Raw genomic sequence first — 13,524 nt, 5'->3', positions numbered from 1 at the left:
TAAAGGAGTGAAGTTATGCAACCAACGTTACGACGTGTAGTCCTTGGGACCATTGTGGCCGGCCTGACAGGTAGCGCCCTGGCCAGCAATGATCAGTTAACCCGTGAACAGCAGGCGGCAAAGACCGAAGTGTGGGAGCCGGTACCCGAGGTGGTCAGTGCCCCGCCCAATCAGCCGCCGTCAGATGCCATTGTGCTGTTTAATGGTGAAGACCTGTCTGCCTGGGAGTCAGTAAAGCAGGGGGCTGCCGAATGGCAGGTCAAAGATGGTGTGATGACGGTTAAACCCGGCACCGGCGATATAAAAACCAGGCAGGCCTTCTGTGATATTCAGCTGCATATGGAATGGCGCACACCAAGTGACGTTGAAGGGCTTGAGGGGCAGCAGCGCAATAACAGTGGCGTGTTTTTCCAGCAACGCTACGAAGTGCAGATCCTGGATTCCTATGACAACAAAACCTACCCCAACGGCCAGGCCGGGGCTGTGTATAAGCAGCATATTCCGCTGGTCAATGCTATGCGTGCTCCTGGGGAGTGGCAAACCTACGATATCCTGTATACCGCACCTGAGTTCAGCGATGGTGAGCTCACCAGTCCGGCCTATATCACGGTGTTGCACAATGGCGTAGTGATCCAGCATCACGTTGAGGTACAGGGAAAAACCGAGTGGATTGGCGCGCCCTCATATGAGGCGCACGGCTGTGCACCGCTGCAGTTGCAGGACCATTCCAACCCGGTGAGCTTCAGAAATATCTGGGTCAGAGAACTGTAGGTGACGGCGTAGCGTACGCGCAGGGTTTTGCTTGCGCTTACCGGGTCCCCGTGGCGCTACGACTGCACACGCCCAGCTGCAGCAACCGGACTATATCCTCAATCCATTCTGACACCGGGTAACCAGCCTGCGCTTGCATATAATGCGGCGGGCTGGCTACACTAGCGCGCTTTGCCGACAGGTGTATGGGTCTGTCGGACACTTTCAGCTAGCAGACAGGTGTGAATCAATCAATGGGTATACTGGCAGCACTAGGTACAGCGTTATGCTGGGCAATCGCCGCGCGGTTGTTTCGGGGAACGGGACAGGTGTTCACGCCGCTTGCCATGAATTTCTGGAAAGGCACAATCTCAGTCGTGCTGCTGCTCGTGATTACACTCTGGTTAACGCCGTCGCAAACCATCGATAATGAGGCTTTGTTCTGGCTGTTACTCAGCGGGGTAATTGGTATTGGCATCGGCGATACGTTTTTCTTCAAAGCACTCACCACCATTGGTGATAGTCAGGCAGTGCTGGTGGCCGAAACACTGGCCCCGATTTTTACCGCGCTGCTGGCTATGGGCTGGATAGCCGAGTGGATCACCTGGCAGCAATGGCTGGGTGTGGGCATTATTCTGTTCTCAGTCGACATGGTAATCAAAAGCAATAAGCGTACGGCCACGCATATTGTGGCATCAAAAGGCTACCTGTTCGGCGTGGGGGCGGCGGTCTGTCAGGCCATTGGCGCGGTAATCAGCCGCGATATTCTGGCAGGTGGCGATGTTGATGCGGCCAGTGCCGCCATGTACCGTCTGATTGGCGGACTGGCGCTGGTGGCCATATTAATAGGGGCAACCCGTACGCCGGTATTACCCAAACCGTCAGTGATGCGCGGGCAATCACATGGCCGGCTGTGGAGTACCTTTTTTATCGCTACACTGCTGGGCACCACGGCGGCTATCTTCCTGCAAATGCTGGCCTTTGCCCATGCCAAAGCGGCGGTGGTACAAACCCTTATCGCAACCAGCGCCATTATGAGCCTCGGGGTGGCCTGGGTCATGGGAGAAAGGGCAAGCTGGCGTACGCTTATCTGGTCTCTGGCTGCACTGGCAGGGGTAGCTGTGCTGGTATCGACTGGAAACGGCAGTATTGAGTAATGCCATCGGTGGCTGTACAGGTAATGATCGCATATCCGTATGACGCGATGGCATCAAAGGCGCTTCGTCCGGCTATATTTGACGCAAGCGCGGTTTACTCGTATCGTTTTCGAGACCGCATACGGCGTTTATCGCGTCCGGACCGGGCCGGCGACAATACCCGGATGAGTTTTAGTGTAAACAGCGGCGAATAAACATGTCACGGGCCTGTATTGCACCACGTTAACGTTTGTTAAGCTCAATCTTTGAAAAACAACTGGTGATTATGTGTTTAAAGCGTTAGCGCGGAAATATGTAGAGTTAAAATACAGGCGAAACAACTGGCGGATTATTGAAAATCTCTCTGCTGAGCAGTTTGCTGTGGTTCTTCGCAATTACCGGGAAGACGGCTGGGAGCTGACAAATACGTACCGCGCTTTCGATGCTAGTCTGCCGGACTGGAAGGGGAAGCTGCGCAAAGGCACAAGTACCCTGGACTGTCAGTGGAATGCTTCAGGTAAGGGGCGAATTATTGGTCAGGCGCAAGTCATGGGTGGCGTGGCAGACAAACTGGGTGTCAGTGTGCACACAGCGCCAACATTCCGATAGATCTGCTGGAGGACGCATGCAGTCAGCAGCACCTAATCTCACACGTACCCAACTCGACTTCAGCAAGTCTTGCCCCGGTACTGAAAGAACAGACGCTCTGCGGCAGGCGACACAGGTGCAGCGACTTCTGGCTAGCTTTGTAGGTACAAAGTCAGACAAGACTACGTTTATCTCCTTGGGCGAAAATTGCAGCACGGCCTGGTATCTAAAGCAGCTTGGTCTTAAAAAGGCGTCTTTTCCCTTCGACTGGGTGTTCAGCTCACCGGAAATTATTCTTGATTGTTTAGCTGACAGGTTTGCCGCCTTCCTGGACAAAACACAAATCTATGCCAGTGCAGATGGGAAATCGGCTGGACATGCCCGTTATCATGCAAACCTGTTTAACCATAAAAACCCGCTTGATAGTGCGGAAGACTATGCGTACCTGTCGCGCTGCTGTCAGCGATTCTTATCCTGTGCAGAATCTAACCAGAATATCTGCTACCTCATTACGCTTATCAACGAGCCTCATAAACGGCCTGGCTGGGCAGAAGGCTTCACACATGCGTTTGCTATGCCTGAAAGGCAAAGTCCAGGCACAGTCAGCCATCTGGTGGAAACGTTGACTGGACTCAACAGAAACGCCAAATTTATTATCATTGATCATTACACTCACAGTAAAAATAACGTGCAGGGCAATGTCATCGATGAGCATACCTTGTCACTGGAGTTTCATGCGGGTGGCAAAAGCACCGGTGTCTTTTTTCCGAATCATTTCGATGACTTTTGTTTTAAACAGGTGTTATGTGGCCTGTTTGGCTGAGTGCAGTTAATGAACTCTGGTCTTCATATAAGGAACAGGTAAATGCAGGACGTCGCCATCTTCGTCGATGTGCAAAATGTGTACTACACCACCCGTGACGCCTTTGGCAAAAATTTTGACTACAACCGGTTCTGGGCAAAGGCAGTGCACAACCGGCAGGTGCGCAAAGCGATAGCCTATGCCATTGATCGCAGCGATGAGAAGCAGCGGCAGTTTCAGAATATCCTTCGCGCGATCGGTTTCGACGTGCGCTTAAAGCCTTATATCCAGCGCGCCGATGGCTCGGCCAAAGGCGACTGGGACGTAGGGATCACCATTGATGCCATGGACTGGGCTGATGCCGTGGACGTGATCGTGCTGGTGTCCGGCGATGGCGACTTTGCGTTACTGGCAGAACGCTTAAGACAAAAAGGCAAGCGGGTAGAGGTGTACGGCGTGGAAGCTCTGACCGCCGTATCGCTTATTAATGCCGCCAGTGAGTTTGTGGCTATTGATGAGCGCCTGCTGCTACGTTAAATCGTGTTTGCATCGTCCCTGATATCTCCCCGTAATCTCTAAAACCTATCCAACGATCAGTGTTACCGGCTGTCATTATTTTAGATACTGGTTGTGCTGCAATTTGGCAGCGCAGGCAGGGAAAGATAATGAGAAAGCTTAATGACAGGGAAGTTAATCGGGTCAGAAGTGGTAATCTCGTTTACCGCACGGTAGTGAGCTGGTTTACTGGCAGTCTGGCATGGGAGGCATTGTCAGGTGGTTTTGGGGCAATTACACCCCGTTCGTCCACGGGCGGGCAGATGAATCAGGCGCGCCGGTCCAGCATGTATAAATAGGGTTGGCAGTGCGGTACTATCAGCTCAAATGGAAAATGGTACCGCGCTTTATCGCGGATATAGCAGGGTATTCCGCTGTTTTCGCAATATACATCCTGCTTATCGTGTGGCTGGCCGACCTGTCCGGCTTTACCGGTGAAGTGCAGAATTTTCAAACCCCCGCGTCGCCAACGCCGGCAGAGGTTTTTGGCATTGCTGTTTTAACTCCCCTCATTGAAAACGCATTGCTCGTGATGTTAATTGTCGGGTTACAGAAGCACGCGATACCGGACGCAATAATTACAGGAATATGCGGGGCGCTTGCAGGAACACTGCACGCTATCATTACGCCATTTTGGGGCATAACAACGATGATGCTGTTCTTCCTGATGGCGCGATTATTTTTGAAATATCAACGTTATTCAAATACCACAGGATTTTTTGCCACACTGCTCATGCATGTGATGCTTAACACGGCGGGGGTACTCGCTGGCGGCGATTAATGCGCTGTCTGCAAGGCGCTGTGATTAATGCTTGTGCAGCGTACATTCTGTGCGTATAATGCGCGCCCTTACAGCCACCCTAATTTCGTTCCTTGTCTCTATACAGTCTGGCTGTACTGTCGAGGCGACAACCGTAAGGAGCAATAATGCGTCATTACGAAATCGTATTTATGGTTCACCCTGACCAGAGTGAACAAGTACCTGGTATGATCGAGCGTTATACCACAATCCTTAAGCAAGACGGTGGACAGATTCACCGCATGGAAGACTGGGGCCGCCGTCAACTGGCATACCCAATCGAGAAGCTGCACAAAGCCCACTACGTTCTGATCAACGCGGAATCAACTGCCGAAGCGATCGAAGAGCTGGAAAATGCGTTCCGCTTCAACGATGTCGTCCTGCGTAACATGGTTATGCGCACGAAGTCTGCTGTGACTGAAGCTTCTCCTATGATGAAGGAAGAGCCTCGTCGTGAGCGTCGTGACGACTCTGCATCAAAGCCTGCTGCAGAGAAGAAAACTGAATCCACTGAAGATAACGCATAAGGAGAACTATCATGGCTCGATTTTTCAGACGTCGTAAGTTCTGCCGTTTCACTGCAGAAGGCGTAACAGAAATTGATTACAAAGATATCGCTACTCTGAAAAACTACGTTACAGAGAGCGGTAAGATTGTCCCTAGCCGTATTACCGGTACCAGTGCGAAGTATCAGCGTCAGCTGTCTTCAGCAATCAAGCGTGCGCGTTTCCTTGCGCTGCTTCCGTACACTGATTCACACAAGTAATTGGCGAAGATTAAGGGGTAACATCGATGGAAATCATCCTGTTAGATAAAATCGCCAATCTTGGCGGTCTGGGCGACCAAGTCTCAGTAAAATCTGGTTTTGCACGTAACTTCCTTTTCCCTCAGGGCAAAGCAGTTCCTGCAACTAAAGATAACGTTGAAAAATTCGAAGCACGTCGTGCCGAGCTGGAAGCGAAAATCGCTGAAGAGCTGTCTGCTGCCGAAGCGCGTGCCGAGAAAATTAACGAGCTGGGTGAAGTCACTATTGCTGCACCAGCGGGTGAAGAAGGCAAACTGTTTGGTTCAATCGGTACTCGTGACATCGCAGACGCAATCACTGCGGCCGGTGTTGAAGTACAGAAATCAGAAGTTCGCCTGCCAGCCGGCACACTGCGTGAAACTGGTGAGTTCGATATCGACCTGCAACTGCACTCTGACGTAACCACTTCTATTAAAGTGATTATCATCAAAGAAGCATAAGCAGTCGCCAGATTCTGGTTATCGTAAAAAAGCCGCAGTCATCTGCGGCTTTTTTGTATCCGTAATCCCTTCTTTCTAACTCAGGATGCCGCGGCGATCACGCGTGCACATTTCTGCCGCCATTCCGGATCCAGTTCTGCCAGCGCTTCACCCTGCCGGGCAATATCTGCGTCTTTGAGTTTCAGTCCTTTGGTAAGGGTGGCGACACTCAGCGTAGTATCCGGACGCGATATCCGGATGACCTCATCCATTTCAAACAAGGTGCCGGTCTGAATAACCCGGTAATACCAGCCAGTGATGCCATGCTCTGCTACGAACCGGTCCAGATTACGAATATCATAGCGCTGAGATATTTTGTTGCACGGCGCACGCGGTGCACAAACCTGTACCTGAACCTTACCGATCTGATAAATATCACCGATATAAACATTGTTGTCGGTCATTTCAGCAACCAGCAGGTTTTCGCCGATACTGCCCGGCGCGAATGCACCGTGAGGAAAGTGATCGTTCAGTAATTCGTAGCCTTGCAGGCTGTACTGATGCAGTACTTTCTCCGGTCCGCCATGCAGCTTTTTATTGCCCTGCTCATCTTCATCAGTATGGGTTTTATGAACCCGGATACTGCTGACAGGGTGCTTAATGATGCTGCTTGGCGCGCCGCGCGGTCCGAATGGAGCGGGCTTTCCCGCAAACAGGCTGTGAATATTCATACCGTCACTCCTTGTGGTTAGCCTTGTTATGTCACTTACCGTGCGGCACAAAAGATTTTTTGGCGCTTTAAACCTTTGTGACATAGGCTACGACTAACCATATAACAAACAAGAAGATGCATCACGCGGAAAAGGTTAAATTTTCCCCATGATGCACAACCAGCGGAACCTATAACTATGGAGCAGTCGTCCTGCACGGTGGTGGATGCGCAAGAGACATTTTCCCGGGCACGAGAGCAGACACTGATCGAGTCGGTGAAGGGCGGTGATACGCTTGCGTATCACGAACTTTATGACGCGCACGTCAAGCGGGTGTATGCATTGTGCTATCGCCTGACCGGTGATAAAGCGCTCGCCGAAGATGCGACGCAGGAAGTCTTTATTCAGCTGTGGCGTAAAATAAGTAACTTTACTGGTCAGAGCCGGTTTTCAACCTGGTTACACAGTGTCGCCGCTAATGTAACAGTGAGTTATATGCGCAAGCAGCGCGGCTGGTTTCAGCGAATGTTCAGTATTGATGAGTCCGAGGCGCAGTATCACGCCGCACCGGCAGACGCGCATAGCATAGACTTGGAAGCACTGATTGTGCGGCTGCCGGAACGGGCAAGGATGGTATTTGTACTGCATGCCATTGAAGGTTATCGACATGAGGATATCGCCAGTATGCTGGGCATGGCAGTGGGCTCGAGTAAGGCGCAGTTTCATCGCGCCAGACAACTTTTAAAAGCGTGGATGGGTTATGACGAAGACTAATTTTGATGATGCGCTGAAGCAACAGCTCGATACATTGCCCGAAGAGAAACACCCGGAGCGGGACTTATGGCGTGGCGTGGCGCTGGCACTGGAAAATGAGGCTGACACGAGCACCGCAAAACCGGGGTGGCGAAGTGGCTGGGCAGCCATGGCAGCCAGCGTCGCACTCATCGCAATGGTTAGCTGGTACAGCCTGCAACAACCGTCCGGTCCAACGGAGCCGTCGGCCATTACCGGCGAAGCCCTGGTACAGGCACTGAGTCAGCAGCATGAACAGCAAAAGCAAGCCTTGCTGGTGGAGTATACCGATACACCGGCACTGGCAGATAACTGGCAACAGCAGCTCGACGAGCTGGATGATGCGGCAGCGGCGATAAAAGCCGCACTGGCAGAGGATCCGGATAATCCGGCGCTGCTAAGAATGCTGCAAAATGTGTATCAGCAACAAATTACATTGATCGAGCGCGTTCATGCGCCGAAATGGCAACGAATTTAACGACAAGGTAAGCAGTTATGAAAACAGTATTCGCATTCAGAAAGGGCGCTGGTCTCGCCTGGCTGGCAGGCGTCAGCATGACTTTACTCAGCCAGGTCGCGCTGTCGGGTGAGCGTATTGATCGGTCTATCGATACCTCAGACGCGCCTTACGTTGATATTGAGCATATGAACGGTAAAGCAGAAATCATTGGCTGGGACAAAAATAGCGTAAAAGTTGTCGGTGAAGTCGGGGAGAATACCGACGAGGTGAGCTTTGAAAAAAGCGGTAACGAGGTTGAACTTAAAATAGAGGTTGCGCGAAGCGGCAGAGACTGGCGAAACTGGCGCAGCAATGAAGGCGATGATCTGACCATTCATGTCCCCCATGGCAGCCGCGTGCACTATTCTTCCATTAATGCCAATGTGGCGCTGCGGAACCTTAAAAACAGTGTCAGCGTCGAAGTGGTCAACGGCGACATAGAATCCCGTAATATTCAGGGACGCGTGGAGCTGGAGGCCGTGAACGGGGATATCGATGTGGGTGAAATTTCAGGTGATGTGACGATAGAAACGGTCAACGGCGATATCTTTGGTGATCATCAAAGCGACAAAGATGCCCGCTTTTCGTCGGTTAACGGGAATATTAATATCCGCTCAAGTAGTCCCGAGCTGTGGGTTGAATCCGTCAACGGGAATATTAAGCTGGCGATGCAGGCCGTGGATGATCTGAATATCGAGACCGTGAACGGTCGGGTTGAAGCTGAACTTAGTCTTAATCGCAATGGCGATGTCCGTGCGTCGTCGGTAGGGGGCAGTATTACCCTGAACTTTCAGCCGGACGTCTCTGCACAGTTCGATATTGAAGCCCATGCCGGCGGTCGCATCATTAACAAAATCTCTGAAGATGAGATGCAGAAAGCCAAGTATGGTCCACGCCGGTGGCTGGAATTCATTCACAATGGTGGTCAGGCGCGGGTGGATGTCTCTACCGTCAGTGGCCGTATTACACTGGATAATTAAAACTGAAGTGACGTGTACAGTCGAGGGACGCCTTTCCTGTACCGTCAATGACCGTAGCTAAAGGAAGGTACGAGTAAGCCTAAGCGGCGATAGACTTATCCGCATCTTCCCTGGATTGCCATCCAGCATCGATGAAAACGTGCTGATATCACACTGATTAAACGCGCCAAATAGCCGGGCGTCAGCTGCAAGAATCTGATCTTCCAGCGAATTATTGGCGTAAGTAGTGAATGACCAAATCTGCATGACAAAGGCAAACGTAAGTAAACATCGCTGAGTAGTGAATTTTGCCATTGTGTCCCCCTTATTGTTTCAAATTGCTCACGCATTAGTGAGCTGGACCACTTTTTATAGATGTTTGCGGCATAAACATGTCAGGTTTCAAGAAATGTACCGGCTTGGGATGAATGACGTCCTTGCGTCGTTCAGGCTCATGGAAACATACCGCTAAACACCCCATATCAGTACAGTGATACCAGCTGACTTGCGCCCGCAGGTGCAGCGATGGTGTCAGTGTGAGGAGAGAAGTAAGTGCAAAACAAAAAACGCCGTTATTCCTTTGGTGTCTGGCCATCTGGCCTTGCGTTAGCGCTGGCAGTAAACCTGCTTGCGTCAGGCTGTGCCATGCAAAAGGAAGACTACGAAGGCACCTGGATAGTCACAGAGACCTTGCAGCCGGGTATTGCGGCGATGAGCCCTAATCAGGCGGGCCAACAGCTGGGGGCATCGATTACGTATTTAGATGATCAGGCGCAGCTTGGCCAGCATCATTGTTCATCGCCACACTATGCCAGTCGAACATTACCCGCCGGAGAGGTCATGCAACACTACCGGGTCGCCCCAGACGCCTTATTTGGTAATAACGACAAGGTCAGAGAAATCCAGGTTAGCTGTGATGAGGCGGGACCAAAACTGGGTCAGACGTTGTTGCTTCAGCCCGACGGGGCGGCCTACACCGTCATTGACGGTGTTTTCTTCAGGCTGGAGAAGGCGGCATCGCAAACTGACGTTATGTCCTGAGATACAGGGACGTCGTATCAGGCGCAGTCAGCCGTGTGAGAAGGGCCCAGCTCACTATAGCTGGTCAGATTACGACCACGCTTTTTGGCATCAGTTAGCAACCTATCACATACGCCAATCACGTCATCGAAGCGGGCACTGTTGCTAACCTCTACCAGTCCACAGGAAAAGCGCAGCGCGATATCCTCGTCTTTGTCGGTCATAGGCTGTTGTTCAATGGCCTTGCGAAGCTCATCGACTTTTCTAAGTCCATCCTGTAACGCGGTGCCTGTCAACATAAGGATAAATTCGCCGCCGCCGTAGCGGCCAATGACATCTTCACGGCGTAACTGGTATTTCAGGACCTTGGCGATTTTCGCCAGTAACATGTCGCCTGTTTCATAGCCAAAGCGATCATTAATATGTTTAAAGCGGTCAATATCCAATAGCGCGACGCAGGCTTTGTCGTTCGCGCGATCCATGTGGGACAGTCTGTGGCTAATGGCCTTCATAGCAAACCAGCGGTTTTCCACACTGGTAAGCTGGTCTAGCCGGGCAAAGCTCTCAATGGTGGTTTTATGCCGGTAAAGGCGGTACACAGCAATGCCACAGACAATACTGATAGTGGTAGTAAACATGGCCAGGATAGTCAGATTACGTGAACGCGATGTATCGTTTCGCTGCTTGATCCTGGCCAGCGTATTCTGTTGCTGCTGTAGCGGCTGGTCGATGCCAGCTACCCGGGTATCCTGAAGTTGCTGGTCCTGCACCACACGCTGCTGGCTTTGAAGTTGCTGATAGACTGTCAGAGCCTGATCTGTGTCATTGTTCAGCAATGCAATGTCGGCTTCGAGTTGCAGGAGCATGGCCGCATTGATACCCGCATAGGGTGTCTTATTCGATGTACGCAACTGCGTCAGATAGCGCTGCGCGCTGTCAGTATCCGCTTTGGCAACCGCGATTTGCAGCAGCAACAGTTGCAACTGCGCGCCTGGTACCTCTGTCAGCGTCGGATATCGTTCAGCACCGGCTAATCCCGACAGGGCAAACTGCTCAGCCAGCGCAGTGTTATTCATGGCGAAATACGCTTCTGCAATAGCGTGATTGGCTACGGCCATCAGCATGCCCGATTGCTGTTCACGGCCAAATTCAAGAACTTCGCTGGCTGTTTTAAGGGCGGCTGTATAATTACCCTGAGCAGTCAGAGTGCGGCTGCGACACACATCGCCCAACGCTGTACTTTGCGCTTTGAAGCTCAGAGTCTGAGAGAGCTGGTTACAGTAATAAAGCGATTGTGTGAGATTGCCGCCATTGCGATAAGCCATGGCAAGGTCGTGATAGATGGCATCCAGCGAATAGTCGTACGGATTGGAAAGCGTATGCTCACCGCCGGCTGGAATCACATCCCGGATACGGCCAATGGCTCTGTAATACAGCCCTTGCGACAGAAGCAGCGCGACATGGCGTTTGGTTGCCAGACGCACCAGGCGCGGCCATTGCTGTGTGTTCGCCTGGTCTGCCAGTTCATCAAGTTGCTGCATGCGTGAGACAACAGAGCGTTGCGATAAGCCATTGCTAAGAATCTGATGCTCAAGAAAGTACTTCGGATAGGTGTCGCGTAACGTACGTAGTGCCCCCTGAGGTATTGTAAAATGCGATAATTCACCCGGGGTTTGCATTACAACGGTATTGTAAAAGTGCTTTCCCAGTACCGTTTGTGTGTTGAATGACAGGCCCTCATTCACTGCCTGCAGCCGTAACTCTGCATCCATCGATAAGACCCGGGTGCGCTCCTGTTCGTAGGTCAGCTGCTCACTGCTGTACGCATCCGGCATTGCACAGAGCGTGACAATAAGGACTATTAAACTTCTGAAAAACATAACTACTCAATGGCTATGACACTGAATCATCGGCTGTATAACGTAAGGTGACTTGCCCAGATGGCCAGTGCGTTTAACTGTAAAACACAATAAACTCAGCAGCTATTGGCGCAGTAGTCTTGATGAAGACACTTGTTTAACGTGCTGATGCTATCTGCACCATAATATTTTATTGCTAAATTCGGCATGATGCCCGAACGCAAATGACAAAAAAAGGATAATTGCTGGTCCGACTTCTACAATTACTGGCCAAAGTATGGCATTTCGTTGCGGTTCAGTGAAGGCCGTGCAGTATTGAAACGGTGGTAGTGTGGTTTTACCGCTGACCGCAATTAGCGCGAATGCAATGATGGCTGTTGTTGACGGTAGAATTGTCGCATAATGGGCACCTTACACTAGCAACGGAGCGGGTCTGCGTGAAAGTCGTTTCTTCCTCGAAAGACGATAAGAATATTGAAAAACTGAAAGTGCCGCCGCACAGCATTGAAGCGGAGCAATCAGTGCTGGGTAGTATGCTTATCGATCCCGACAGCTGGGATAAAGTGGCCGAAGTGGTCAGTGAAACCGACTTTTATAACCGCTCTCATCAGTTTATTTTTCGCGCCATTGTGCGTCTGCTTAGTGCCAGTTCTCCGGTTGATCTGATTACCGTTTCTGAAGAGCTGGAACGTCACGATGAACTGGAAGACGCCGGCGGCTTCGCCTATCTGGGCGAGCTGGCGCGCAATACGCCGAGCTCTGCTAACGTGGTGTCCTATGCAAAAATTATCAGCGAACGGGCCATTACCCGCGAACTGATTGGTGTGGCACACGAGATCGCCGAGGTTGGCTATAATCCACAGGGCCGTGAGAGCGCCGATATTCTTGATATGGCTGAGAGCAAGGTGTTTGAGATTGCTGAACGCCGTACCGGTGAGAACGAAGGCCCGCGCGACATAGACTCTGTACTTGGCAAGACGGTTGACCGGCTGGAGCTGCTGTTAAAGTCCAATAAAGAGGTGACGGGTGTTTCCACTGGCTTTACCGATCTGGATAAAAAAACCAGTGGCCTTCAGCCCTCCGATCTGGTGATTGTAGCGGCACGGCCTTCTATGGGTAAAACAACGTTTGCCATGAACCTGGTTGAGAACGCCATGATGCTGGAAGAAAAACCGGTGCTGGTGTTTAGTCTGGAAATGCCTTCTGAGCAAATCATGATGCGGATGCTGGCCTCGCTAAGCCGTGTCGATCAGACTAAAATCCGTACCGCCCAGCTGGATGATGAAGACTGGGCACGCATTTCCAACACCATGGCGATGCTGAAAGATAAAGATAACCTTTTTGTTGATGATTCGTCTGGCCTGACACCTATGGATGTGCGCTCTCGGGCCAGAAAGCTGGCGCGCGAACGGGGCGGGATCAGCATGATCATGGTCGATTATCTGCAACTGATGCGGGTGCCCAGCTTAAGTGAAAACCGCACCCTGGAAATTGCTGAAATTTCCCGCTCACTAAAAGCCCTGGCCAAAGAACTGGAAGTGCCTGTGGTCGCGCTGTCGCAGCTAAACCGGAGTCTGGAACAGCGGGCTGACAAGCGGCCGGTTAACTCAGACTTGCGTGAGTCCGGCTCCATCGAGCAGGATGCTGACCTTATTATGTTTATTTATCGTGATGAGGTGTATCACGAAAACAGTGAAGACAAAGGGATTGCAGAAATTATTATCGGTAAGCAGCGGAACGGGCCAATCGGCACCAGTCGTCTGACCTTTCAGGGGCAGTTCTCCCGGTTTGATAATTACGCGGGCCCGGCGGTCAGCGACGAGTATTAATC

At 51.5% G+C, this 13,524-nt stretch carries 18 protein-coding genes; 15 read left to right on the top strand and 3 right to left on the bottom strand.

Features of this window, described 5'->3' with window-relative positions; genetic code table 11:
• The first annotated feature begins 15 nt into the window (after positions 1-15).
• From IE054_RS08425 to rplI, 10 genes are all read left to right on the top strand, one after another.
• Entirely contained in the window at positions 16-771 is a 756-nt protein-coding gene (locus IE054_RS08425) for a 3-keto-disaccharide hydrolase (protein ID WP_189405293.1), read from the top strand.
• Positions 772-1,004: 233 nt separating this feature from the next.
• On the top strand, positions 1,005-1,907 hold the full coding sequence (locus tag IE054_RS08420; RefSeq protein ID WP_189405292.1) for a DMT family transporter: 903 nt from the start codon (positions 1,005-1,007) through the stop codon (positions 1,905-1,907).
• 267 nt (positions 1,908-2,174) lie between these two features.
• Positions 2,175-2,495, top strand: a complete 321-nt coding sequence (locus IE054_RS08415) for a hypothetical protein (RefSeq protein ID WP_189405290.1) — start codon at positions 2,175-2,177, stop codon at positions 2,493-2,495.
• A gap of 16 nt (positions 2,496-2,511) precedes the next feature.
• A complete protein-coding gene (locus IE054_RS08410; RefSeq protein WP_189405288.1) occupies positions 2,512-3,297 on the top strand; it encodes a DUF1796 family putative cysteine peptidase in 786 nt (261 codons plus the stop codon).
• A gap of 42 nt (positions 3,298-3,339) precedes the next feature.
• Positions 3,340-3,813, top strand: coding sequence for an NYN domain-containing protein (locus IE054_RS08405; RefSeq protein ID WP_189405286.1), 474 nt, complete (start codon positions 3,340-3,342; stop codon positions 3,811-3,813).
• Positions 3,814-3,941: 128 nt separating this feature from the next.
• Positions 3,942-4,130 carry a hypothetical protein gene (locus tag IE054_RS08400; protein WP_189405284.1) on the top strand — a complete coding sequence of 63 codons (189 nt, stop codon included), beginning with the start codon at positions 3,942-3,944 and terminating at the stop codon, positions 4,128-4,130.
• 8 nt (positions 4,131-4,138) lie between these two features.
• The gene (locus IE054_RS08395) at positions 4,139-4,612 is read left to right on the top strand and encodes a hypothetical protein (protein ID WP_189405283.1); all 474 of its coding nucleotides are present in this window, start codon (positions 4,139-4,141) and stop codon (positions 4,610-4,612) included.
• Positions 4,613-4,758: 146 nt separating this feature from the next.
• A complete protein-coding gene (rpsF, locus tag IE054_RS08390; protein WP_189405281.1) occupies positions 4,759-5,157 on the top strand; it encodes a 30S ribosomal protein S6 in 399 nt (132 codons plus the stop codon).
• An 11-nt stretch (positions 5,158-5,168) separates the two neighbouring features.
• Positions 5,169-5,396 carry a 30S ribosomal protein S18 gene (gene rpsR / locus IE054_RS08385; protein WP_189405279.1) on the top strand — a complete coding sequence of 76 codons (228 nt, stop codon included), beginning with the start codon at positions 5,169-5,171 and terminating at the stop codon, positions 5,394-5,396.
• Between the two features lie 26 nt (positions 5,397-5,422).
• Complete coding sequence (gene rplI / locus IE054_RS08380; RefSeq protein ID WP_189405277.1) at positions 5,423-5,875, top strand: 50S ribosomal protein L9; 453 nt, start codon at positions 5,423-5,425, stop codon at positions 5,873-5,875.
• A gap of 80 nt (positions 5,876-5,955) precedes the next feature.
• On the opposite strand, the gene IE054_RS08375 is transcribed toward rplI, so the two are convergent.
• Positions 5,956-6,585, bottom strand: a complete 630-nt coding sequence (locus IE054_RS08375) for an MOSC domain-containing protein (protein ID WP_189405276.1) — start codon at positions 6,583-6,585, stop codon at positions 5,956-5,958.
• Positions 6,586-6,762: 177 nt separating this feature from the next.
• Here IE054_RS08375 and IE054_RS08370 point away from each other — a divergent pair, with 177 nt between their 5' ends.
• Genes IE054_RS08370 through IE054_RS08360 form a run of 3 tightly spaced genes read left to right on the top strand, consistent with a single transcriptional unit; the run spans position 6,763 to position 8,835 of the window.
• Positions 6,763-7,338 (top strand): RNA polymerase sigma factor, encoded by a 576-nt coding sequence (locus IE054_RS08370; protein ID WP_189405274.1) that lies wholly within the window; start codon positions 6,763-6,765, stop codon positions 7,336-7,338.
• Positions 7,325-7,834: a hypothetical protein gene (locus IE054_RS08365; RefSeq protein WP_189405270.1), complete on the top strand. Its 510-nt coding sequence runs from the start codon at positions 7,325-7,327 to the stop codon at positions 7,832-7,834. Before IE054_RS08370 ends, IE054_RS08365 begins: the two co-directional genes overlap by 14 nt.
• Positions 7,835-7,851: 17 nt before the next feature.
• Positions 7,852-8,835, top strand: coding sequence for a DUF4097 family beta strand repeat-containing protein (locus tag IE054_RS08360; RefSeq protein ID WP_229805044.1), 984 nt, complete (start codon positions 7,852-7,854; stop codon positions 8,833-8,835).
• A gap of 57 nt (positions 8,836-8,892) precedes the next feature.
• On the opposite strand, the gene IE054_RS08355 is transcribed toward IE054_RS08360, so the two are convergent.
• Positions 8,893-9,129, bottom strand: a complete 237-nt coding sequence (locus IE054_RS08355) for a hypothetical protein (RefSeq protein WP_189405269.1) — start codon at positions 9,127-9,129, stop codon at positions 8,893-8,895.
• 237 nt (positions 9,130-9,366) lie between these two features.
• On the opposite strand from IE054_RS08355, the gene IE054_RS08350 reads away from it, so the two are divergent.
• Positions 9,367-9,855 (top strand): hypothetical protein, encoded by a 489-nt coding sequence (locus IE054_RS08350; RefSeq protein WP_189405268.1) that lies wholly within the window; start codon positions 9,367-9,369, stop codon positions 9,853-9,855.
• A gap of 17 nt (positions 9,856-9,872) precedes the next feature.
• On the opposite strand, the gene IE054_RS08345 is transcribed toward IE054_RS08350, so the two are convergent.
• Complete coding sequence (locus tag IE054_RS08345) at positions 9,873-11,714, bottom strand: sensor domain-containing diguanylate cyclase (protein ID WP_189405265.1); 1,842 nt, start codon at positions 11,712-11,714, stop codon at positions 9,873-9,875.
• Positions 11,715-12,130: 416 nt separating this feature from the next.
• On the opposite strand from IE054_RS08345, the gene dnaB reads away from it, so the two are divergent.
• Entirely contained in the window at positions 12,131-13,522 is a 1,392-nt protein-coding gene (gene dnaB, locus IE054_RS08340) for a replicative DNA helicase (RefSeq protein WP_189405263.1), read from the top strand.
• The last annotated feature ends 2 nt before the right edge of the window (positions 13,523-13,524 follow it).

This window comes from Alteromonas halophila, assembly GCF_014651815.1.
Lineage (GTDB): Bacteria > Pseudomonadota > Gammaproteobacteria > Enterobacterales > Alteromonadaceae > Alteromonas > Alteromonas halophila.
This window is presented reverse-complemented; position numbering and strand designations above follow the sequence as displayed.